This is a genomic window from Microcoleus sp. AT3-A2, from assembly GCF_036705685.1.
In the GTDB taxonomy this organism is placed as follows: Bacteria; Cyanobacteriota; Cyanobacteriia; order Cyanobacteriales; family Microcoleaceae; genus Microcoleus.
The window spans coordinates 1-22,471 of record NZ_JAUBVF010000032.1; the positions used below are offsets into that span (position 1 = coordinate 1).

The window sequence follows — 22,471 nt, forward strand, 5'->3', positions numbered from 1 at the left end:
CCGTTCGACTTGCATGTGTTAAGCAGACCGCCAGCGTTCATCCTGAGCCAGGATCAAACTCTCCGTGTTGGATTGTTCTTTTAAGGCTCGTCAAGTTCTTTCCACTCAGCACAAATGCTAGTTTTTTTCCCTTGACTTTTTTCTCGTTGTTTGCGATATTAAGTATTAGCTCTCGCTTTTACTCTCTATCTTGATTTTTTTGACGAGGTTAATAGTGCTTTAAGCTTTCAAACTATTCTTTTTTCTAGGTTCAGTTTCTTGCCTTTTGTTCGTGGTTCAGTGAACCGCTTCCCTTCTGGCGCTTTATTAATATACTTATTTCGCAAGGTGTTGTCAAGCGTTTTGTAAAAATATTTTTGACTTTTTTTTAAAGGTATACACACCAAGGCTTTCGACACTTATTGTCGGCTCCGGTATCCTCTGCCTGACTCCTCTTTAGGGCTTGAGTCTGCTTTTGGACCCAGAAATACGCTTTGGGCCGGGACTCTCCGGCGAATCGGTAGAATATTTGCACATATAGATGTTCTATATAGAGATGGTCTATATATATGTGTTCGATCGCCCGCTCATGAAAAAACCTGCCCCTCGCCCTAGTGCCTTATTCGTTACCTGCGCTTCACTGCTGATGGCTTGCACTCAGACGAACGCTCCCCAGACATCGACTACAGTATCTCCAGGTACTTCGCCATCTCCGGCAACTTCGCCACAGGGTTCGGCTGCGGGGAACTCTACCGCTATTCCCGTTGGGGTTGGGGTGGCGCAAACTAGCAATGTGGCTTTGCTTGGTCAGGAACAGGTGGCTGGCGCGAAAATTGCTGAGAAGTATTTCAACGATAAGGGCGGTGTGGATGGAACGCCGATTAAACTGGTGTTCCAAGATACGGGTGGAGATGAACAAGGGGCGATCAATGCCTTCAATACTCTGATCAATCAGGATAAGGTGGTGGGTATTGTGGGCCCAACTTTGTCGCAGCAGGCTTTTAGTGCCGATCCGATCGCCGATCGCGCCAAAATTCCCGTACTCGGACCATCCAACACCGCTAAAGGCATTCCCCAGATTGGTGATTATGTGGCCAGAGTCTCCGCGCCTGTCGCCGTGGTAGCACCTAATGCAGTTAAAGCGGCCCTGAAGCAAAATCCCAATATTAAGAAAGTAGCCGTGTTTTTTGCTCAGAATGATGCTTTTAGCAAATCTGAAACTGAAACTTTTCAGGCAACGGTTAAAGATATGGGACTGGAATTGGCAACAGTCCAAAAATTCTTGACTACTGATACAGATTTCCAATCTCAAGCCACTAATGGGATAAATGTCAAGCCCGATTTGATAATTATTTCTGGGTTGGCCGCCGATGGAGGCAATTTAATTAAGCAGTTGCGGGAGTTGGGCTACAAAGGCGTTATCATTGGGGGCAACGGTCTGAATACTTCCAATGTATTTTCGGTTTGCAAGGCTCTTTGCGAGGGGGTCTTAATTGCCCAAGCATACAGCCCAAAATATCAGAATGAGATTAATAAGGCTTTTCGTGATGCTTATCGCGCTCAATTTAAGAAGGAACCTCCTCAGTTTAGCGCTCAAGCTTTTACTGGCGTACAAGTTTTTGTTGAGTCATTAAAAGAAATTAATGCTAAGTCTAAGGTTAGCCAAAAGCCTTTGGCAGAATTGCGTACAAATTTGAATCAGCAGTTGTTGAGTGGAAAGTACGATACGCCTTTGGGGGAAATTTCTTTTACGCCTGAAGGTGAAATCAATCAGAAAGAGTTTTATGTGGCACAGATAAAAATGGATGCTGATGGTAATAACGGTAAATTTGAGTTTTTGAAATGAACTCAGCCACGACACGGATACACGGATGATTTATTGAGTGTGACTCTGAAGTCTCCCCCCGCCCCCCCAAGGGGGGAAGTCAGAAGTCAGAGTAAAAATTGTATGTTTTTTGTTGTTGAATGATTTCGATGTGAGGCTCAATTCTTAACTGGTGATGGACTTAACTCTGTTTCTGCAACAATTTTTGAATGGTTTGTCGATCGGCAGCGTGTATGCTATTTTTGCCCTGGGATACACCCTAGTGTTTTCTATTCTCGGAATTATTAATTTTGCTCACGGTGCAGTGTTTACTTTGGGTGCTTATTTCACTTATGCGCTGATGGGCGGTGCTTTTGGTTTTAACGGGTTGTTGGCTAATGCGAGAATTCCCGTACAGTTTCCTTTTGCTGTGGCCATAATTTTGGGCAGTACGCTGGCTGGTTTGGTGGGAGTAATTGTTGAAAGAGTTGCTTTTTTGCCTTTGCGCCGCAGAAACTCAGATCCTCTGCTGACGGTGGTTTCTAGTTTGGGGGCGGCGGTGGCGATCGCTAATATCATCCAGTATCTTGTCGGTGCTGAAATTTACACTTTTCCTACTAATACTTACGGCAATTTGCCGGCAGCTATTAACTTTGGTACGGCAGATAAACAGATTCCTATTCGCACTGTTCAAATACTGATTTTTGGCGTAGCTATTGCGATTGTTAGTCTTCTAACTTACTTAATAAATTTCACTAAATTTGGTAAAGCAATGCAGGCGGTGGCTGAAGATGCTACTACTTCTAGTCTGTTGGGTATTGATACTGACAGATATATTGTTTTGACGTTTTTTGTGAGCAGTTTTCTGGCTGGTTTGGCGGGGAGTTTGGTGGGTTCTAGTGTGAGTATTGCTGGGCCGTATTTTGGTATTGCTTTTGGTTTGAAGGGTTTGGCGGTGATTGTACTTGGTGGATTAGGGAGTATTCCTGGGGCTGTTTTGGGTGGGTTTTTAATTGGTTTGGTGGAGGCTTTCGTACCGGGGGATTTTTCGGCTTATAAGGATGCTGTGGCTTTTGCTATATTGTTTATTATGCTGTTGGTTAGGCCGCAGGGTTTGTTTGGACGACGTTTGATTCAAAAAGTGTAGAATTATTTGCCATAACTCTAGTGCCTCAGTTGCTAAATGGATATTATATGAAATTAGAAGTTCCATTAATTGTAAGCGATCGCCTTTTGTTGCGATTAGCAAATCAAGACGATATCTGCGAAATTATTAAATTTTATAGTGAAAATCAAAAGTTTTTTACTCCCTGGCACCGACATTGGGCGGAGGACTTTTTAACGGAAAGTTATTGGCAAAAACAAGTAGAGAAAGATTTCCAAGGATTTGAGTCTGACAAATCTTTAAAGCTGTGGATTTTTGATAAGGCTAATCCTGAGTATCTTCTCGGCAACGTTAACTTTGATAATTTTGTACGAGGTGCCGGTCAGTTTTGCTTTTTGGGATATAATCTGGCAGAAGCGCAACAAGGTAAAGGTTATATGACGGAAGCTGTGCGAGTTGCAATTCAATATGTTTTTGGAGAGTTAAATTTACATCGCATTATAGCAAATTATATACCTCACAATCAGCGTAGCGGTAATCTACTTAAAAGATTAGGATTTATGGTAGAAGGTTACTCTAGAGACTATTTGTTGATAAATGGTCGGTGGGAAGACCATATTCAGACTAGCTTAATCAATCCAAATTGGAAACCAAGCTAACCCGATTTTCCTTAATAAATTTTAATCTAAAATATCTAAAATCAAATGGCTACATTTTTTACTACTTATGGGTTTCTGATTGTCTCGATGTTGCTGGGTGCAATGTTGGGAATGTCACTGTATTTGCCTCTAATGACTGGACAGTTGTCTCTGGCTAGCCCTGGTTTTTATGCTTTAGGCGGGTATATTGCGGCGATTTTGTCTACAACGGTGTTTCAACAGACAGGGGGTTTGTTTCCTCTGCCATTGTTGTTATTGGAGATGATAATTGCAGGGGCTGTTTCGGGGTTGCTGGGGATTTTAGTGGGAATTCCGGCCCTGCGGTTAAGTGGCATTTATTTGGCGATCGCAACTATTGCTTTTGTGGAAATTTTGCGGGTGTTATCGCTGAATTTAGATATCACTGGCGGGGCTGTGGGTATTTTTGGGATTCCGCAACCGTTTGCGACGCCGATCGAGTATTTGTGGATTGTACTGCCTTTACTGTTGGTAAGTATGGCGATTGTCTATCGACTGGAACGGATTCGGGTGGGGCGGGCTTTTGCGGCGATTCGGGCTGATGAGTTGGCGGCTGATGCGATCGGCATTAACCCAACTTTTTATAAGGTTTTGGCTTTCACGTTAGGTGCTGTTTTAGCTGGGGTTGTGGGTGCAGTTAGCGCTCATTTCCTGAATACTTGGAACGCCCGTCAAGGTACTTTTGATGCTAGTATTATTTACTTGACTTCTGTGTTGATTGGTGGTAGCCGAACGTTTCTGGGAGCAGTTTTGGGTGGGATGGTGTTTACTGCTTTGCCGGAGGTTTTGAGGGGAATGGCGACTATTCAGGGATTGCCGCTTTGGTTGGCACAATTTCTGCGGGATGGACGGTTAATTATTTTTGGGTTGCTAATTGTTTTGGGGACGATATTTTTTCCGCAAGGTTTGGTGACGCCGGAGTTGTTGAAGAGGTGGAGGAAGGGCGATCGTACTTCTGTTTAAAATTCATAAATCATCTGGAGTTAGGGAAAAAATCCCGCGCCATAAAACTTTTTATACAAAATTATTAGTCAATAAAGACAAAAATCCTTACTAAAAACGCTTTTGATTGAGGGCAATTAAACCAACGTCATATTCTGCCAAATCTTAATAATTTTGTCACTGCTGCCGCTAGCCATAAACTCTCCTTCCGGGCTAAAATTAACAGAATAGACCGAGTTATTATGACCCGCAATATTACAAATTTCTTGACCGTCTTTCACTCGCCAAATCTTGATAGTTTGATTGCTGCTGCTAGCCAGAATCTCGCCATCTGGACTAAAAGCAATAGAATCAACATACCAAGAATGTCCTGCGATAGTTAAAACTTCTTGCCAATCTTTGACCCACCAAATCTTAATAGTATTATCGTGGCTGCCGCTAGCCAAAAACTCTCCATTTGGACTGAAAGCTATGCAGCGAACGGAGTCTGTATGACCTGTAAGTGTGCGAATTAGCTTCCCATCTTTAACTCGCCAAATCTTGATTGTTCTGTCCCAACTGCAACTAGCAATAGTTTCGCCATCAGGGCTAAACGCAACAAAATAAACTAAGTTGGTGTGACCCGCAAGGGTGCGAATTTCTTGCCCGTCTTTGACTCGCCAAATCTTGATTGTTTTGTCCCAACTGCTGCTAGCAATAATTTCGCCATCGGGACTGAAAGCTGCGCTGTAAACTGAGTTAATGTGACCGATCAGGGTGCGAATTTCTTGTCCATCTTTCATCCGCCAAAGTTTAACAGTTTTGTCGTGGCTGCTGCTGGCTAGCATTAGTCCGTCAGGGCTGAAAGCTACTGTATAAACTGAGTTAGCGTGTCCTGTGAGGGTGACAATTTCTTGCCCGTCTTCAACTCCCCACAGCTTGATTGTTTTGTCATCGCTGCCGCTGGCTACAACTTCTCCGTTGGGGCTAAAAGCCACAGAGTAAATTAAGTTTTTATGACCTGTGAGGGTGTGAATACATTGCCAGTTATAGGTTTGCTGTTGGGACTGGGCAGGTGTTGGGGCGGGTTTGACTGGCTTGGTAATTGTTTGAGGAATTGCTAGATCGATCGCAACTTGGGGATTAATTTCTTTTAATACTTCAACAGCCGTTTGATAGCGACGGTTAGTAGCATTGGCAATCATTTTGTCTAAAATTTTCCCTAGTTGTTCACTCACGGGGTTTTTGGCCAAATACTGTCGCCATATCCAGGAATCTTCACCAGGATCGAACAAGTCAAAAGGGGAAACTTGAGTTAGCAAATACAAACAAGTTACACCTAAACTGTACAAATCGCTGGTAAAAAATGCTTTGCCTCTAGCTTGTTCGGGGGCGATGTATTCGGGGCTGCCGATGCTGGTTCCTGTTTTGAGTAATGCTGTACCTGTAGCAATTTTGGCGGCGCCAAAGTCTACTAGAACTAATTGTTTGTCGGCGCGGCGGATGATGTTTCCGGGTTTGATGTCTCGGTGAATAACGTTGTGGGAATGGATGAAGTGAAGGACGGGTAATAAGCTATTGAGTAAGTCTTGAATTTGATTTTCTGTAAATCTGCCTTCTGTTTCTACAATTTGTGCTAAATTTTGGCCGTCGATAAATTCTTGGACTACATATTGTCTGCTGTCTTGGATGGAATAGGCTAATAGTTCGGGAATTTGAGGGTGTTTGCCCAATTCGTCTAATCGCATTGCTTCTTGTTCAAAAAGTTCGGCTGCTTTTTTGCTGTTGCGATTGCTTGCTGATGGGATGAGTGGGGTTTCTGGGGGTAAAAATTGTTTGATGACGCAGCGGGGTTTTGAGGGTTTGTCTTCGTCAACGGCGAGGAATGTTCTACCAAAACCGCCTTGTCCGATCGCCTTTATAGCCCGGTAGCGATCGCGCAGCAGCAGTTTTGAACGGCAATTCCTACAAATTTTGGCGGCGGGAGGGTTTTGTGGCTTGGAACAGTTGGGATTTAGGCAGTAACTCATTCGATTTTAGATTTTGGATTTTAGATTTTGGATTTTAACTTTTTGAATATTTCCACAGCGCAGTAAATATTATACCTCTTGCACAAGTCACACTCCTATCGACTTGTAGGGTGCGTCAGACGAATTTCTAGGATGATTATATAGGATGTATGTTCTGACGCACCTTACTATATATGCCAGTTGCGTCAGTTCTGTTTTAGAAGTTCCACATAACGGGGTTATCGTCTAAATAATCGGTGACTGTTCGCCCGATCGCGTCAATCTCTTTTAATTCCTCTTCACTCAATGTTACCTCAGCAGCTTTAGCATTTTCGGCTGCTTGTTCCCCGTCGCGCGCGCCGACAATTGCATTTGTTTGTGGCTGGGAAATCAACCAAGCTAAAGCTAAGTTGCCCAAGCTTGTCTGGTGGCGATCGGCAATTGGCCTGAGTTGATTTAATGCTGTTTGCACTCGGTCGTAATTTTCTTTGATGAACAGCTTATTTTTGGCGCGGTGGTCACCTTCTTCAAACTTGTGTTCTGGCCCAAATTTACCTGTCAATATTCCTTGAGCTAGAGATGAATAGGCAAGGATTGAGATATGATTGTCCACACAATAGGACATAGCATCTTTTTCTACCCAGCGCCAAAACAGAGAATAGGGCGGTTGCAAGCTGTCGATGCGTCCGTATTGGGCTGCTTCTTCTATTTGGGCACGGGAGAAGTTGGAAACACCGATCGCCCGAATTTTTCCCTGTTCTTTTAACTTGTTCAGGGCGTCCATTGTTTCTGCAATTGGCACTAACTCGGAATTCCAAGTGCCAGCGGGCTAGTGGATTTGGTAAAGGTCGATATAATCGGTGTTGAGGTTTTTTAGCGATCGATCGCAGGCTTCGATTACCAAATCGGGTTTCAGGTGGTTGGCGAAAACTTTGCTAGCATAAACTACTTGCGATCGCACATCTGAAAGTGCTTGACCGATAATTTGTTCCGAATGCCCTTCTCCGTAAACCTCAGCCGTATCAAAGGTGGTAATACCTGCCTCAAAAGCGGCGCGCATTGCTTTGACAGTTTCAGCATCCTCAATTCCCACCCACATCCGCTTGCCAGCTTGCCAAGTCCCCATAATTATCGGGGTAATCTGAATTTGTGATGTCCCCAATTGTCGCTTTTCCATAACCTAAGTCCTCTTTGAATTTTTTAGTATTTACCCTCAAGCTATCTAATTTTAACAGAGAAAAGTTGGGTAGTCATGCACAGTAATGCTATCGTTTTATTCTGCAATAAATAGTGATGTACAAAGTTAAAAATTTAAAAGGCGAGCATTTCAATGAAAGCAGCCGAACTAGAAATTGAAGTTAGGAGTCAGGAGCCAGGAGAAAAGCTTCAGAAGGAAGAAGCCAGAATAAGTGTTTTTACAAATATGAGATGCTCCTCTTATGGTAGTCTAAAACCACCTTGTAAAGCAAGAATTTAATACTCTAAAATCATTTTGGCATTTTGTGTTGCTTGAGAACTTTAGCGGGACTAATAAATGAAATGCCCTGAGAAAAAGAGGTACTGATCATGACAGCTTCAATGACAGGCTCATAAACCGTTTTTTCTGCAACCCACTCCACAATAAAGTTGGCACCTGAGCCTCCACTTGTATCATTTGCTGCAATGAAAAAGTGTGTAGAAGCAAGCGGCTTGAGTTCTACAGGACTCTTAATATCCTGCCTAATCAATTTCCCATCGCTATCGTAGTAACGCACAGAAGTGATAATAATCGAATTTGTCAAATCCGTATTGCGAATACTGAGCGTGGCTGACAACTCCATCACCTCATCCTGGCTATTGTAGTGATAAATATGCGAGTAAATAGGGACATATACGGTTTGTCCCATCACAACTTTTGTTTTATCTAACGTGACCGATCTCAGTGAGGTTTCACGTTTTGTATCAGGTTGTTGCCTTTGTGAGGTTGTCTGCTCAGAACAAGAGGTAATGACGATCGCGGCGATCGCCCAACCAACCCAGAAATCATGTTTCAGCTTCATCGGCATTCATCCAAATACACCACATACATTGCAGTTACGTCTAAAGCAGAGTGCACCTTCTATCTCGTTTGAGGCGGCTTAGTGATAAGGTTTGAGCGGCAGTTCAATCTGAAACGTTGAGCCTTTGCCCACTTCACTCGTCACATGAATTTTTCCACCATGGGCCTGGACAATCTGTTGGACGATCGCTAACCCCAGCCCAAAGCCTCCACTCTCCTGCGAGCGATCGGTGTCCACCCGATAGAAGCGATCGAAAATATAGGGTAAGTCCGCTTCTGAAATACCGATTCCCGTATCGATTATCTGAATAACTGCCAAATTGGAATGAAGAACTAGGCGTATCTTTACAGTTCCGCCAACGGGAGTATATTTACAGGCATTGTAAAGCAAGTTTTCGACTACTTGCCGCAGCAAATCAGGATCGGCCAATAATTCAATCCGTTGTGCCGGTGATTCGCAGGTGAGTTTGATATTTTGGGGTTCTGCAAGTGCGACAAACTGGGTTGCTAAATTGCTCAGCAACTCGTTGAGATTGATTAACTTGAGCGATTCCGGCGCAAGTCGCCCTTGATGACGAGCCAACAGCAGTAAATTATTCACCAGCGCTCCCATTGATTTTGCGCTATCTACAATGTTTTGTAAGGAAGGATGGTAACGTGAATCATCACCCGCGATCAGCAACCCAAGCTGGGCATTAGTGAGAATGGCAGACAGGGGCGATCGCAACTCGTGAGAGGCATCGGCTGTAAAGCGCTGAAGCTGCTGATAGGCTTGCCGAATCGGTTGCATGGCCAGCCCACTGAGAAACCAACCTGTGAGGGCAATTAAGCCCAGTGTCAGGGGGACAGCGAGAGTTAGCACAATCTGAAGCTCAGTGAGCCTGTTTTGAGTTTCTGTCAGGGGAGTTGCAACCTGAAGATGACCGAGTACCCCTGTTCTACCTTCAACGGGTAATGTCACCTGACGCAGCCAGATTCCTTTTCCCAAAAGTGGATCGGTCGATCGAACTGTGAGATAACCAAAGGGCGTATTTAACCGATCGGGAGGAGAATTCCCAAAAAAACGAACTAACCGCCCTTGTGCGTTATACCAGCGCACGTAAATCAGATCTTCAGCAAGGGGATGGGAACCGCTGCCTAACAAGGAAACATGACTCAGATCGACCTGGTTCTGGTTTTGGCGAACTTCATAATGCACGCTGGCAGCCATGACTCTAGTTTTGTCATACAGCAGTCGATCGAGCGCCTCTAGTTTATCTTTCACCTCAATCTGATAAATTGCCCCAGCAAACAGCACGAGAATGCTTCCCATTGAGAGGGTGAACCAACGAGCCAGATTGCGACGACTTTGATTAAACATGACTTGGCTTTCCAATCATCACTTGAGAGGGGAAGTGAGGCGATAACCCATACCGTAAATGCTCTCAATCCAGTCTCCGGCTCCTACAGCCTGCAAGCGTTGGCGGAGTTTGCGAATGAGAACCGCGATCGCATTGCTCTCTGGTTCAGTCCCCCATTCCCACACGCCTTGTTGAATCTGATTCCGAGTCAAAACCTGTCGGGGATGACGCATAAAATACTCCAACAACTGAAACTCTCGACTGGAGAGGGAAACGGTTGCACCTTGTCGCTCAACAGTAAGAGTATCGAGGTGGAGGTGCAGATCCTCAAGGCTGAGCGTATCTCCTTGCCAAAGGGGCGATCGCCGTCTTAATGCCCGCACTCGTGCCATGAATTCAACCAAGTCGATCGGTTTCACCAGGTAATCATCTGCACCTGCGTCTAACCCGGTCACTTTTTCCGGCGTGGTATCTCTTGCGGTGATCATCAAAATCGGCGCTGTTTTCCCTGCCGATCGATATTGACGACAGAGATTTACCCCACTGATATGTGGCAACATCCAGTCCAAAATCAACAAATCATATTCTTTTTCTGATAACAGCCACTGTGCCGTCTCTCCATCTTTTACCCCATCCACGCTATGCCCTGCTTGAGACAGCACTGTTTGAAGTGGCATCAGTTGCTTTGGATCGTCCTCCACGAGCAAAACTCTCATATCTCTGATCGCCTCCTTCGCAGCTTGCAGTTTTCAGAATTATTAGAGTTTGAGGTGATTCGCGCATCTTCTTTAAGCTAGATTTTAGGAGAGAGCAAGTTTTATTAAAGTGCCAATAGATATTATTAGCCTCAGAAGGGATGGGAAAGAATAGCGGATGATTAGACGTTGGCTAAAAGTATCAGGCGCAGAGTTTTGGTTGCCATTGCCGTTTGTGGCGATCGCGTTTTGGGTTGGTTCCAGTTTCCTAATGGCTCAAGAATTACAACAACCCCAGATCGCAAAGAATAAACTTCAGGCAGATACCCAGCTTAAAGCAACGGTGTCTGTCAATATATTGCTGATCAACGCGGTGATTAACCGAAAACAAGGAACCACCCAGGTTGCGGTAGAAACGGCAGAACCGATTTTGAAGCGATTGGAATTAGAATTGCCAATGACTGACGCAACCCAGATAGAGGCAGCGATTGCCCAAGAACTCCAGTTATCACGTCAAAATGTTCGCCAGTTAGTTCGTTACGAAATTGTTGAATAAGTTTATTGTTTCAATATTGCGATCGCATCCAGTCAAATAAGGTTGTTAAATTTATAGGTTTTCTCGCTGCGATCGAGCAATTCCTCAAGCAGCAAGAAGCGTCCAATACTCTTGCTGCTTGAGGATTAAAAACTACTGAGTAACGATTTCGTTATTGATGGAAACATTCGCTGCAGTTTGCCGAGCAATTTGTTCTGCCAATGCTTTTTGTTCTGCCGTTTGAACGCGCCCTGTTAACACAATCGAATTATCCCGATCGTCTGCGTCCAAATCGAATTGCTTGAGGGTAATATCGGAGTCTAAAGCCTCTTCTACGCGATCGGCAATATCGTCAATGTCTTGATTCTGAGGCGTCTGTGCGGTCGTGGTTGCAGGCGCTGGAGTGGTTGGAACAGTAGTATTTCCAGTGGCAGTTGTGGGAGCAGAAGTAGATGGAACAGTTGTCTGTGGAGTATTGGGGGAGGTGCAAGCACCTAAACCCAAAACTGCAACTGTGCTGACGCTGATTCCTTGCACAAATAGCTTTAATAATTGCATATTCTTTGTTTGTTTTGTTTGTTGTGAAACGCAATTTTGCCCATAAACCTCAGCATGAAGTTTTTGAGCCTTTCAAATTAACAAGTAAATGTACCATAGTTCATCTATCAAAAGTAATGCTTTTGACAACCCTATTAATAAAAGGCAACAATCAATCAAATCCAGTGAACTAAAGTTGGCAATTCTATAAGTTATCTTAATCGGTTCTCTGCCTCAGTATAGGAAGCAAATGTGATCCAAATATGATTAACAGAAATCAGTCCATCACTTTTGGCTCACATTCATCAATAACGCTAGAAACAAGACGAAATAACAGATAAGCACTTGGCTTGACAAGAAACGTTAAGCTGTTCAGCATTTAAATTTTTTGCCTGAAAGCCAGGGTGCAAGGAGTCTAGGGTTCAAAAATCCCAATTTAAATGCGTATCAGCTTATGACTGCAACCAATGTAGAAAAATTAGTAGAACACTCTTGGCACCACCTCTCTGTCGAGAAAGTGGCTCAGATTTTAGAGACTGACCTGGAAATAGGTCTATCTTCTGAGGTGTCAGCCGAACGGCGCGAGATCCTCGGCCCCAATCAACTAACGGCTCAAAAGCAGCAAAGTGCCTGGTTGCGATTTTTTCAGCAACTGAATCAGCCGCTAATCTACATTTTGTTAGCTGCTGGGATAGTAACAGCATTTCTGAAAGAGTGGATTGATTCAGGGGTCATTTTTGGGGTTGCTCTGACGAATGCCACCATTGGTTTCGTTCAAGAGTCAAAGGCAGAGAATGCGATCGCCGCTTTAGCAAAATCTGTTGCAACTGAGGCAACCATTCTCCGCAATGGTCAAAAGCAAGTGGTTTCATCCAGTGAACTGGTTCCTGGCGATCTCGTCTTGCTGTCTTCAGGGGATAAAGTGTCTGCAGATCTACGGCTGATCGAAGTCCGTGACTTACAGGTCGATGAGTCAGCGTTAACGGGAGAATCTGTCCCAGTTGAGAAGCAATCCCAGGCGCTAGAGGCAGACGCTGCACTGGCCGAGCGCACCAACATGGCGTATACCGGAAGCCTGGTAACGTTTGGACAGGGACGCGGACTGGTCGTCAGCATTGGTGACATGACCGAGACCGGACACATCTCCCAACTCATGCAGCAAAGTACCACACTGGAAACCCCACTGAGTCGCAAAATTGACAAATTTAGCAAAACCTTGCTCTATGTCATTTTAGGTTTGGCTGCCTTCACCTTTGCTGCAGGCATTGCCCAGAGATTTTCTTGGGTTGAGGTGTTCAAGGCATCTGTGGCGCTTGCCGTCAGCGCAATTCCTGAAGGCTTACCCGCGATTTTAACGGTGACACTGGCGATCGGGGTTTCCCAAATGGCAAAGCAGCACGCCATTATTCGCAAACTTCCGGCAATTGAGACACTCGGCAGCACCACCGTGATTTGTTCCGACAAAACTGGAACCTTGACTGAGAATCAAATGACAGTTCAAGAGATTGATGCCGGTGGAAAGCGATATCGGGTTAGCGGTGGAGGATATGCACCAGACGGGGAAATTTCTGTAAATGGACACTCGGTTGACCTGGCGAACGCACCTGCTTTATATGAATGCCTGCAAGCAGGATTGTTGTGCAACGATTCTTATCTAGACGTGCAGGATGGAAACTGGACTGTAGTCGGTAGTCCAACGGAAGGGGCGCTGGTTGCGGTAGCCCAAAAAGCGGGGTTAATTACTGAGAAACTGGAGGAATCGCTTTCCCGGCTCGATACACTGCCGTTTGAATCTCAGTTTCAATACATGGCAACCTTACATGACGATCGCCCACAACGGTTGATTTATGTCAAGGGTTCGATCGAGGCAATTCTCAAACGGTGTCGCCAGATGCTCGATGAAGAGGGAGAGGCGAGATCCCTCAACCCCGCGCCGATCGAGCAAACAGTGGACAGAATGGCGAAAAAAGGGTTACGAGTTCTGGCACTTGCCAAGAAAGTTGTACCTGCTTCTCAATCTTCCATTGAGCATTCTGATATTGAGGAAGGGTTAACTTTTGTGGGTCTGCAAGGCATGATCGACCCGCCTCGCCCCGAAGCGATTCAAGCGATTCAAGTCTGTCGGTCTGCAGGAATTCAGGTCAAGATGATTACCGGCGACCATGCCAAAACAGCAGCAGCGATCGCGCACCAAATGGGACTAAATCAAACCCAAGAGGCTCCCGTTTTTACGGGTCAAGAACTGGCTCAAATGAATCAGCAGCAATTCGCCAATGCTGTTGAACAAAGCTGCGTGTTTGCTCGTGTCGCACCAGAGCAAAAGCTCCGCATTGTCGAAGCACTTCAGTCTAAGGGTGAGATTGTGGCGATGACTGGAGATGGAGTTAATGATGCTCCCGCCCTGAAGCAAGCTGACATTGGGATAGCGATGGGTATTACAGGCACCGAAGTTACAAAAGAAGCAGCGGATATGCTGTTGACAAACGACAACTTTGCTTCGATCGAGAAAGCAGTTAAGGAAGGGCGCACGGTTTATAAGAATCTGCTGCGGGCGATCGCCTTCATCCTGCCCGTGAATGGTGGAGAGTCCATGACCATCTTGATTGCCGTACTTCTGGCAACCCCACTACCCATTTTGCCAGTACAAATTCTCTGGCTGAATATGGTCAGTTCAGTTGCATTGAGCTTACCGTTGGCATTTGAGCCGCCCTCTCCCAATGTCATGCAACAGCCGCCTCGACCTGCCAATGAACCGCTTCTGTCTCGTAGGCTGACTGCTCGGATTCTGACAGTTTCGGTATTTAACTGGATTGCGATCTTTGGGATGTTTGAATGGATCGTCCAAACCACAGGCAATGAAGCTCTAGCCCGGACGATGGCAATTCAAGCATTGGTGGCGGCCGAAGCTTTTTACCTGTTAAGCATCAGTCGCTTCGTTCCGGCGATCGTCGCCAAACTGCGCGGTAAAGATGAATCAGTTGGCTATGCTGTGGCGATCGGCATTGGGGCTATTTTCATTCTCCAATTCCTGTTTAGCCAATGGGGCATGATGAATCTGTTATTCAACACTGAAGCTTTGAACACAATCCAAGGCTTAATTTGTATCGGATTCGGACTGCCAATGATTGCTTTGTCAGCTTTGCTAAAGCGTTTTGCACCTCTGAATTAATACTAAATCCTGGTTTGTCATCCTGTAGATTGATCGGCGGTTAAAACCGCTTCTATACAAACACAGTCGGCCTGCGCCGACTAAAGAATAACAGAATCTCCAAACCAGGATTCGGTATAAGTAGATTGATCGGCGGTTAAAACCGCTTCTATACAAACAAAGTCGGCCTGCGCCGACTAAAAAATAACAGAATCTCCAAGCCCGGATTCGGTATAAGCGGTTTTTGTGATGCGGTCATTCAAAGCGGCTTTACACACTATTTACCAATTTTGTAGCGTTGAATATTGAATATTTATCATGACTTCCCAAAATCTCAAACGTGCTAGCGGCCTATTTACTAATTATCGAAATGTAAAGCAGGCGCTTGTTGAGCTAAAAAGCAGGGGCTTCCCCATGCACAAGATTTCAGTGATTGCTAAACCTTCTGACAATGATGATTTAGACTCTCTGGGTGTGCAGCAAATTTTTATCACAAGAGCAGCAGGCGCACAAGTAGGCGGGATCTTAGGCAGCATACGACTAGGTTCAGTAGCCTTAATTGTTGGACTCAGCAGCCTGCTAATTCCCGGTATTGGTCAGGCATTAGCGGTAGAAAGCCTTTTAGCAACTTTCGCTGGAAGTGGGATTGCTGCAACTGCTGGTGGTCTATATGGCGCACTTCAAGGATGGTTGATGCCCGAAGAACAAGCAAGAATTTACAATGACAGATTTAAGCAGGGAGATTATTTGATCGTCATGGAGGCAAGAGAAAATGAGGTTTTGATTGCTGAACCTGTCCTTAAACGTTGGGAGATTCTGACGTGGCGTGTCTATGATGCTACATAAATTTAAGGTAAGAAAGGACGAGGGAGCATCTCAATGAAAGCAGCCAAGCTAGAAATTGGAGTTGCGAGCTAGGAGCGAGGAAGAAAGAGGAAGAAGGAAGAAGGAAGAGCCAGAACAAGTGTTTTTACAAATATGAGATGCTCCCAAAGTGTGAAGTTTTACGCTCAGTATCAGATTGTTGCTTTTTTAAGGCAGTTTGGACTCAACAGAAGGTAATGACATCGCAACGATATCAGATTGTTGTCTTGGTGAGATAGTTTGGTAACAAGAGCTCAGGACGATCGCCCCTAGCGCCCAACCAACCCAGAAATCCTGTTTCAGCTTCATTGGCATTGATCAAAATACACCACATAAATTGCAGTTAGGTCTACAACAGAGTGAACCGTTTACTGTAGACTAAAACCGTAGTTAATCTGTCAATTTCTGTGAGGAAAACGAGTTTATGACAGGAGTATCGGTGATCGAGTCGATTGTAGCGCAACCAACTCCCTTGGGCAGCGATCCTGCTACAAATAGCCAAACAGCAGGAGTTATTTCTGAATTGGTCATCATCTTGATCATTCTGCTGCTGATTGCAACTGTTGTGGCACTCGTAACCCAACGGTTGCGAATTCCCTATGTGACGGGCTTAGTGTTAGCAGGCTTGCCCATTACGGAGGTATTGTCGCGTCGAATTGGTTTAGACCCCTCTTTAGTATTAAATCTTTTCCTACCAATTCTGATTTTTGAAGCAGCTATCAATACTGATATCAGCCGTCTCCGCAGCACCTTTAAGCCGATCGCCCTGCTGGCGGGCCCAGGCTCGATCTTATCTTCAGCAATTATTGCTGTTCTGGTTAAATTTGGGCTAGGACTAGACTGGATTCCGGCGTTGCTGATCGGAGTCATTCTGGCAAACACTGATACAGTCTCAATGATCGCGGTTTTTAAAGAGATTCGTGTGCCTTCCCGGCTATCCACCATCGTGGAAGGAGAAACCCTGTTCAATGATGCGGCTGCCCTGGTTTCATTCAATTTGATTCTAGTCGTTTATGCTACAGGTTCTCTTACCGTCGTAGGAGGACTTAAGGAACTGCTCGTGGTTGCCTTGGGTGGGGGACTCGTGGGTGTCATCTTAGGTTACTTGAGTCTGCCGATATTTGTTCGATTAAATGACCCGTTGAGTAGTCTCTTGCTGACCGTGGCGCTGGCGTTAGGAACATTCCAAATCGGGCAATTTTTGGGGGTATCCGGTGCGGTGGCGGTGGTGATCGCCGGACTTATTTTTGGCAATCTGGGGCTTTCTCGCACTACATCAGCCTCGGATCGAATTACGCTACTGAGCTTCTGGGAGTACGCTGGTTTTGGGGTCAATACATTTATTTTTCTGCTGATCGGCATTGAGATTAACCCGCTGACACTGTGGAGAATTTTGCCATCCATTCTGTTCGTTATTTTGGCGTATCAACTGGCACGGATTCTCTCGGTATATCTGTTGTTAGCGGCGCTGCGGTGGTTCGATCGTCCGATTCCCCTGCGCTGGCAGCACGTTTTGTTTCTGGGAAACATCAAAGGCTCACTCTCGATGGCACTGGCGCTTAGTATTCCTCTGGGATTGACAGGACGAGATAACATTATTGCGCTGGTTTTCGGTGCAGTTTTATTCTCCCTAGTAGGACAGGGATTAAGTTTACCCTGGCTGGTAAAACGGTTACAAATCAGCCGTGTTTCTGATGTAATGCAGGAAGCTGGGCAGTTACAGATTCAGTTGATTGCTTCCAAAGCGGCTCAAGATGAGCTAGATAGTTTGCTGAAATCTGGCGTGTTGCCGAAGGCAGTTTACGAAGAGTTATGGGCATCGTATCAAGCACGAGTAGCACAGTCTGAGCGAGTGCTGCGCGATCTCTACAATCAACATCGGGCCGGGCAAGTACAGGGCGATCGCAGCGGGCTAGATACGATTCGGCGGCGATTGCTTCTAGCAGAAAAAGGAGCAGTTAGCGATGCCCTCCGCAAGCGAATTGTCCCAGAGGATCTGGTTCATCCTTACATCAAAGATTTGGATGAGAAACTTCTAACGTTGGCAGATGACTAGCGCGAATGCCGAGGTAATCAATCATCTGGTGAACTAGCTCTGGACGGGTGACGACCAAGATGGTAGAGCCTGCTTCAAGAACTGTATGACCGTTCGGAATCTCCAGATTGGCGCAGGCATGGCATTGATAACCAATAATCAGCGAACCTTTTGGAAAACGAGGGTCTTGAGCAATTTGAGCAACGGTGCGACCTGCCACCTTGCAATCGCCTGGAACTGGCAGCTTTAATACCTCGACTTGCCCGTGTTCAAAGTGCATCATAGATTCGATTTGGGGATATTCAATCGCATTCGCCATTGATGCAACTGCCAAATCAATCGTACTGATGATGTGACTGGCCCCGGCAAGTCGATAGGCTTCCAGGAATTCGCGATCGCGCATTCGCACCACAATATGGGAAATGCCATAGCTTCTGGATAGGGTGATCAGCGCTAAATTCAGTGCATCATCCCTGAGTGCTGCAACGACTGCGTTTGCTTGTTTAATTCCCGCTTCCAGAAGAACCGTTGTACTCACCGCACTGCCTTCAAATGCCATTACTCCGATTTTTTCACGAGCAAAGCGACAGGCCAGCGGGTCGGCATCGATGATGGCAACCGTATGACCGACTTTTAATAGCTGCTGGGCTAAACCCAGCCCCATCATTCCTGCTCCACCAATTAATACATACATGACTATTTGTCACCCCAAGAATGAACTTTACAAATTTATCCCTATGAGTGAGATTGTTTTTGGTTTCTATCAGTTTAATCGGCTTGTGGGGTGGCTTTTACCGGGCTTACTTATTACCTGTTCCACACTTAGTTTAATCTGCTTGTGGGGTTGGCATGGGAGCCAGCCCCTCAAGTGATTTTCCTCAGTTAAGTATGCAGCGGGAACCTTACATAATCTTAGGCACTTTGAAAAACTCCCCATCGCGATCGGGAGCTCCCTCCAAAATACTTTCTCCCTTAGCAAAGGGTTGCAAATCGTCCGATCGCATTACATTACTAACATCGATCGCCCGCGTTGTCGGCTGCACCTTACTCGTATCCAGTTCACTCAACTGCTCGAAATAATCCAAAATACCGTTAAGTTGACCAGTAAACTGCTCTTCTTCTTCCGGCGTTAATTCCAATCTCGCTAAATTCGCTACTTTCCGAACTTCTTCTCTGTCAATCATAAAAATTGGGAATTGGGAATTGGGAATGGGGAATTGGGAATTGGGCATAGGGAATGGGGAATTGGGAATTGGGCATAGGGAATTGGTTATTTGTTATTAAAGAAACGACTAACTACCAAATATTAACTACTAACTATGCCCCATGCCCCATGCCCCATGCCCCATGCCCATCCTAGTTAAAAATACACATCAATTTGCGATCGGCCTGTCGTCTTCAGCCAATTTTGTACCTCAATGTAATTGTTTGGGGCCAAGCGAATAGCCTCTTTCCAATAATCTGCAGCTTTATCAAACAGCCCTTCCGCCCCTTCAATATTGCCAGCTTCCTTTTCCTTTTCTCCTTGATAGTGGTAAATTACAGCAATATTATTCAGTGCTTGTGGCATTCTCGGATTGAGATCCAAAGCCTCGCTGTAATATTCCAAAGCTTTATCGTGTTCGCCGTTGCTAGTATGGATCAGTCCCATATTGTACAAGACATAACTGCGATCGTAAGGATCTTCCTCCAGCTTCAGCGCTTCATGATAATTGTCCAACGCTTCAGCATATTCGCCATCTGCTTGAGCTGACATACCATCCCGGTAATAAGCAAAAGCTTCCTTAGCCTGCTTTTTTGCCGGCATAATCTTTAGGATGATATCAGCCATTACCGTGAAACTTTTGTCAATAAAGTTATCGTTGCGTTGAGTTCTTGGCATATGCGATTCTTTGGCTAGTGGCTAATCAGAAAAATTAGCCTGTAAAGTTTTCCTATTAATAATTGCGCCACTGTTGTAGTGGGCCGTTGTGTTGAGGGCGCTAAAAAGTTTAGTCGATCGCACCTGCGAACCTTAAAACACGCCCTTGGGTTTAACACCCGCGCAAGCTCTATCTATTTTATATAAGTCTTGCAAGACTGGCAAAAAAACTAGATTTCTTTAACATATCTCTGGCACTCTACACAAAACTTACAAAAACCCGCGCCGAAGGGAAAAGTTCTGCTGGAGGGTGCAGGGGCAATCATCCCCTCTTCGATGGCTTACCTTCGGATTGCTTTGGTAACGCCAACGGGCGATGATTGCACACCGTACCCTACTAACTGTACCCATAATCCCCCCTCCTTGACCCTCAGAGCCAACAAGCAAATAACCTGCCGAAGAGAAATTCAATCACAAAGTTTTATTAAGCTATCCGAGTTCAGCCCATACTTAAAAGTTATTCGGCAAAACACTAGCAATATTTTGCCCAAAAGTCAATCGATTTTAGATTTTAGATTTTAGATTTTAGCATTGACCCCACGGATAAATTCGGGGGGCAAGTTTCTCGGATACAGGTTTTTTATTTCTGGGTCCTGAGTCTCCGAAGGAATGAATCCGGGGGCTTGTATCCTGGATGCTTGATTGTCAAGGGCAGCCTCAAAAAAAATCAGAAAGTCGATCGCCAAAACCAGCTCGAATTCCCGCAATATATAATAAAAATAACCGGGTAATTTTCACAGAGAGAAACCTATGGCTCCGAATCCCACCATTATGCAAGCCGTCGAACAACTTGGCTACCGCGTTACGGTTGGAGACGTGGCGGCAAAAGCTGGATTAGATGTCAATTTTGCCCAGCGAGAACTGTTAACCCTCGCCTCCGAAACAGGCGGCAACCTCCAAGTAGCAGAATCCGGCGACATTGCCTACCTATTTCCCAAAAACTTTCGAGATATTTTGCGAAACAAATTCTTGCGCTTGCAGTTGCAGGAATGGTGGCAAAAAATCTGGCGAGTTTTATTTTACCTGATTCGGATATCTTTTGGCATAGTGCTGGTAGCTTCCATCCTCTTAATTTTTGTTGCTATCACTATTTTAATCTCCAGTTTACTCTCCAGCAGCGACAGCAATAACGGGGGAGGAGGAGACGGTGGTAGCGGGGGCGGCAGCGGCGGCGGCTTTTCGTTTTTTCCCTACTTCTGGAACGACTTAAGCGGGATATTTTACTGGAACCACGACCAACGATACCACCAGCAGCGATCGCGCTTAACTGGCCAAAAGCCCGAGATTAGTTTTCTGGAAGCAGTTTTCTCCTTTCTCTTTGGAGACGGCAATCCCAATCACAATCTAGAAGAGCGCAAGTGGAGCGATATTGCCGCCGCAATTCGCAACAACCGAGGCGCCGTCGCCGCCGAACAAATTGCTCCATATCTAGATAATCTCGGACAAGGATACGCCCGAGAATACGAAGAATATATGTTACCGGCTCTCGCCCGTTTTGACGGCCGTCCCGAAGTCAGCCCCGAAGGGCAAATAATTTACCATTTTCCGCAATTGCAAACCACAGCCGTCCAGAAAAATCCTCAACCAGTAGCAGCTTATTTGCGAGAAATGCTGTGGCGTTTCAGCAACGCCAGTTCCGGCAAAATCATGCTGGCAGCAGGGTTAGGAGCTGTTAATCTTGTCGGTACATTAGTTTTGGGTAATCTATTAACTAATAATTTAATTGCCGGTGGATTTATCGGTTTCGTCAGCGCTGTTTATCCCATAATCCTGATTTACGGCGTCGGATTTCTCGCCATTCCTTTAATTCGCTACTTCTGGATTCAGTGGAAAAATAGCCGGATAGAATCCCGCAATCAAGAGCGTCAGCAGCGAGCAATGTTATTAAACGAACCCGATGCCAACTTGCTCAAAAAACTGACCTACGCCCGGGAATTTGCAGCAGAAAACGTTCTGACTGGAGAAGACTTAGCTTATACAACAGAAACAGAATTAACCCAACAAGAACTAGAACAGTCAGGCAAAATAGATGCGGAATGGCAGCGCCGGATTGGTCGCTCGGACAACTTGTAATACTAATGAAAAAAAACAGTTTTTTGTTGTTAAGTTAGGTTGCACTAAAATCTTGCACCCTTTTCAAGAATAGACAGGATGCCAGTTCCACAATAAAATATCTTTGTTGGGGAACGGGCTTTTACCTTATTGCTAATAATTGTGGAAAATATCAATCTTTATTGATGTCAGAAGTTTTTATACTCCGAGTTTTATTAAATAAGCTTAGGGCGTTTAAAAATCAAACAATTTTGGTCATATTTCGAGTCGTGATCCAGAGCCACAAGTTCCCATCCTTCCTCCCCCAAATGGTTGACAAATTGATGCAGCGAGCCTTGTTTCCAATCTCGCTGTTCTTCACCGTTTACATATAAACTAATCAGCTTGTTTCCAAAAGGATACATATTCGCATCCACAAATAAATACTCCCACTTTTGCATAGCAATCCTTAATGTAGTTAGTCATTAGTCATTAGTCATTAGTCATTAGTCATTAGTCATTAGTCATTAGTCATTAGTCATTAGTCATTAGTCATTCCCAATTCCCAATTCCCAATTCCCAATTCCCAATTCCCAATTCCCAATACTTCGGCCACGCGATTCCTGGCCTGCCACTACGCGGTTCCTGAGCGTAGTAGAAGGGCCGTACAAGTTCCCAATTCCCAATTCCCTGTATTCAAGACACGGAAGTCACGGATACAGGAATAGCTGTTTTTCCCTTCTTCCTTCTTCCTTCTTCCTCCTTCCTTCTTCCTTCTTCCTTCTTCCTTCTTCCTTCTTCCTTCTTCCTTCCCCTTGACATCCGTTACATC

The 22,471-nt window shown here is 45.2% G+C and carries 19 protein-coding genes, 1 rRNA gene and 1 pseudogene; 9 read left to right on the forward strand and 12 right to left on the reverse strand.

The genetic code is table 11. The annotated features are described in order from the left end of the window. Positions 1–69, reverse strand: a 16S ribosomal RNA gene (locus QUB37_RS18095); the annotation flags it as partial. Between the two features lie 499 nt (positions 70–568). Here QUB37_RS18095 and QUB37_RS18100 point away from each other — a divergent pair. The 4 genes from QUB37_RS18100 (at position 569) to QUB37_RS18115 (ending at position 4,528) form a co-directional block, all read left to right on the forward strand. Next, positions 569–1,825, forward strand: a complete 1,257-nt coding sequence (locus QUB37_RS18100; RefSeq protein ID WP_333164506.1) for an ABC transporter substrate-binding protein — start codon at positions 569–571, stop codon at positions 1,823–1,825. Positions 1,826–1,979: 154 nt separating this feature from the next. Further along, positions 1,980–2,930, forward strand: coding sequence for a branched-chain amino acid ABC transporter permease (locus QUB37_RS18105; RefSeq protein ID WP_333164615.1), 951 nt, complete (start codon positions 1,980–1,982; stop codon positions 2,928–2,930). 47 nt (positions 2,931–2,977) lie between these two features. After that, positions 2,978–3,547 carry a GNAT family N-acetyltransferase gene (locus QUB37_RS18110; protein ID WP_333164508.1) on the forward strand — a complete coding sequence of 190 codons (570 nt, stop codon included), beginning with the start codon at positions 2,978–2,980 and terminating at the stop codon, positions 3,545–3,547. A gap of 45 nt (positions 3,548–3,592) precedes the next feature. Beyond that, the gene (locus tag QUB37_RS18115; RefSeq protein WP_194009930.1) at positions 3,593–4,528 is read left to right on the forward strand and encodes a branched-chain amino acid ABC transporter permease; all 936 of its coding nucleotides are present in this window, start codon (positions 3,593–3,595) and stop codon (positions 4,526–4,528) included. Between the two features lie 116 nt (positions 4,529–4,644). Here QUB37_RS18115 and QUB37_RS18120 read toward each other — a convergent pair whose 3' ends face one another. The 5 genes and pseudogenes from QUB37_RS18120 to rppA all read right to left on the reverse strand — a co-directional run bounded on the left by QUB37_RS18120 (position 4,645) and on the right by rppA (position 10,589). After that, positions 4,645–6,516 (reverse strand): serine/threonine-protein kinase, encoded by a 1,872-nt coding sequence (locus QUB37_RS18120; RefSeq protein WP_333164514.1) that lies wholly within the window; start codon positions 6,514–6,516, stop codon positions 4,645–4,647. Positions 6,517–6,712: 196 nt separating this feature from the next. After that, a pseudogene (locus QUB37_RS18125) lies at positions 6,713–7,672 on the reverse strand (aldo/keto reductase). 310 nt (positions 7,673–7,982) lie between these two features. Beyond that, positions 7,983–8,534 (reverse strand): DUF3124 domain-containing protein, encoded by a 552-nt coding sequence (locus tag QUB37_RS18130; protein ID WP_333164516.1) that lies wholly within the window; start codon positions 8,532–8,534, stop codon positions 7,983–7,985. 78 nt (positions 8,535–8,612) lie between these two features. After that, positions 8,613–9,893: a HAMP domain-containing sensor histidine kinase gene (locus QUB37_RS18135; protein ID WP_333164519.1), complete on the reverse strand. Its 1,281-nt coding sequence runs from the start codon at positions 9,891–9,893 to the stop codon at positions 8,613–8,615. Positions 9,894–9,911: 18 nt separating this feature from the next. After that, positions 9,912–10,589 carry a two-component system response regulator RppA gene (gene rppA, locus QUB37_RS18140; RefSeq protein WP_333164521.1) on the reverse strand — a complete coding sequence of 226 codons (678 nt, stop codon included), beginning with the start codon at positions 10,587–10,589 and terminating at the stop codon, positions 9,912–9,914. A 157-nt stretch (positions 10,590–10,746) separates the two neighbouring features. Here rppA and QUB37_RS18145 point away from each other — a divergent pair, with 157 nt between their 5' ends. Continuing rightward, positions 10,747–11,124 carry a hypothetical protein gene (locus QUB37_RS18145; RefSeq protein ID WP_333164523.1) on the forward strand — a complete coding sequence of 126 codons (378 nt, stop codon included), beginning with the start codon at positions 10,747–10,749 and terminating at the stop codon, positions 11,122–11,124. A gap of 132 nt (positions 11,125–11,256) precedes the next feature. Here QUB37_RS18145 and QUB37_RS18150 read toward each other — a convergent pair whose 3' ends face one another. Then, complete coding sequence (locus QUB37_RS18150) at positions 11,257–11,661, reverse strand: BON domain-containing protein (protein ID WP_333164526.1); 405 nt, start codon at positions 11,659–11,661, stop codon at positions 11,257–11,259. A 433-nt stretch (positions 11,662–12,094) separates the two neighbouring features. Between QUB37_RS18150 and QUB37_RS18155 the strand changes: the two genes are divergently transcribed. The 3 genes from QUB37_RS18155 (at position 12,095) to QUB37_RS18165 (ending at position 17,708) form a co-directional block, all read left to right on the forward strand. Then, complete coding sequence (locus QUB37_RS18155) at positions 12,095–14,809, forward strand: cation-transporting P-type ATPase (protein ID WP_333164529.1); 2,715 nt, start codon at positions 12,095–12,097, stop codon at positions 14,807–14,809. A 297-nt stretch (positions 14,810–15,106) separates the two neighbouring features. Further along, positions 15,107–15,634, forward strand: coding sequence for a hypothetical protein (locus tag QUB37_RS18160; RefSeq protein ID WP_333164532.1), 528 nt, complete (start codon positions 15,107–15,109; stop codon positions 15,632–15,634). A gap of 442 nt (positions 15,635–16,076) precedes the next feature. Next, positions 16,077–17,708: a sodium:proton antiporter gene (locus tag QUB37_RS18165; RefSeq protein WP_333164534.1), complete on the forward strand. Its 1,632-nt coding sequence runs from the start codon at positions 16,077–16,079 to the stop codon at positions 17,706–17,708. On the opposite strand, the gene QUB37_RS18170 is transcribed toward QUB37_RS18165, so the two are convergent. From QUB37_RS18170 to QUB37_RS18180, 3 genes are all read right to left on the reverse strand, one after another. Continuing rightward, the gene (locus QUB37_RS18170; protein ID WP_333164536.1) at positions 17,665–18,381 is read right to left on the reverse strand and encodes a TrkA family potassium uptake protein; all 717 of its coding nucleotides are present in this window, start codon (positions 18,379–18,381) and stop codon (positions 17,665–17,667) included. The two genes, QUB37_RS18165 and QUB37_RS18170, sit on opposite strands and share 44 nt — an antisense overlap. A gap of 208 nt (positions 18,382–18,589) precedes the next feature. Beyond that, the gene (gatC, locus tag QUB37_RS18175; protein ID WP_006635952.1) at positions 18,590–18,871 is read right to left on the reverse strand and encodes an Asp-tRNA(Asn)/Glu-tRNA(Gln) amidotransferase subunit GatC; all 282 of its coding nucleotides are present in this window, start codon (positions 18,869–18,871) and stop codon (positions 18,590–18,592) included. A gap of 176 nt (positions 18,872–19,047) precedes the next feature. Further along, positions 19,048–19,569, reverse strand: coding sequence for a photosystem I assembly protein Ycf3 (locus tag QUB37_RS18180; protein ID WP_333039118.1), 522 nt, complete (start codon positions 19,567–19,569; stop codon positions 19,048–19,050). 789 nt (positions 19,570–20,358) lie between these two features. Here QUB37_RS18180 and QUB37_RS18185 point away from each other — a divergent pair. Continuing rightward, positions 20,359–21,681: a hypothetical protein gene (locus QUB37_RS18185; protein WP_333164538.1), complete on the forward strand. Its 1,323-nt coding sequence runs from the start codon at positions 20,359–20,361 to the stop codon at positions 21,679–21,681. A 194-nt stretch (positions 21,682–21,875) separates the two neighbouring features. Here QUB37_RS18185 and QUB37_RS18190 read toward each other — a convergent pair whose 3' ends face one another. Further along, positions 21,876–22,100 carry a hypothetical protein gene (locus QUB37_RS18190; RefSeq protein WP_333145441.1) on the reverse strand — a complete coding sequence of 75 codons (225 nt, stop codon included), beginning with the start codon at positions 22,098–22,100 and terminating at the stop codon, positions 21,876–21,878. Positions 22,101–22,335: 235 nt separating this feature from the next. Further along, positions 22,336–22,461: a hypothetical protein gene (locus QUB37_RS18195; protein WP_333164540.1), complete on the reverse strand. Its 126-nt coding sequence runs from the start codon at positions 22,459–22,461 to the stop codon at positions 22,336–22,338. Between the last annotated feature and the right edge of the window lie 10 nt (positions 22,462–22,471).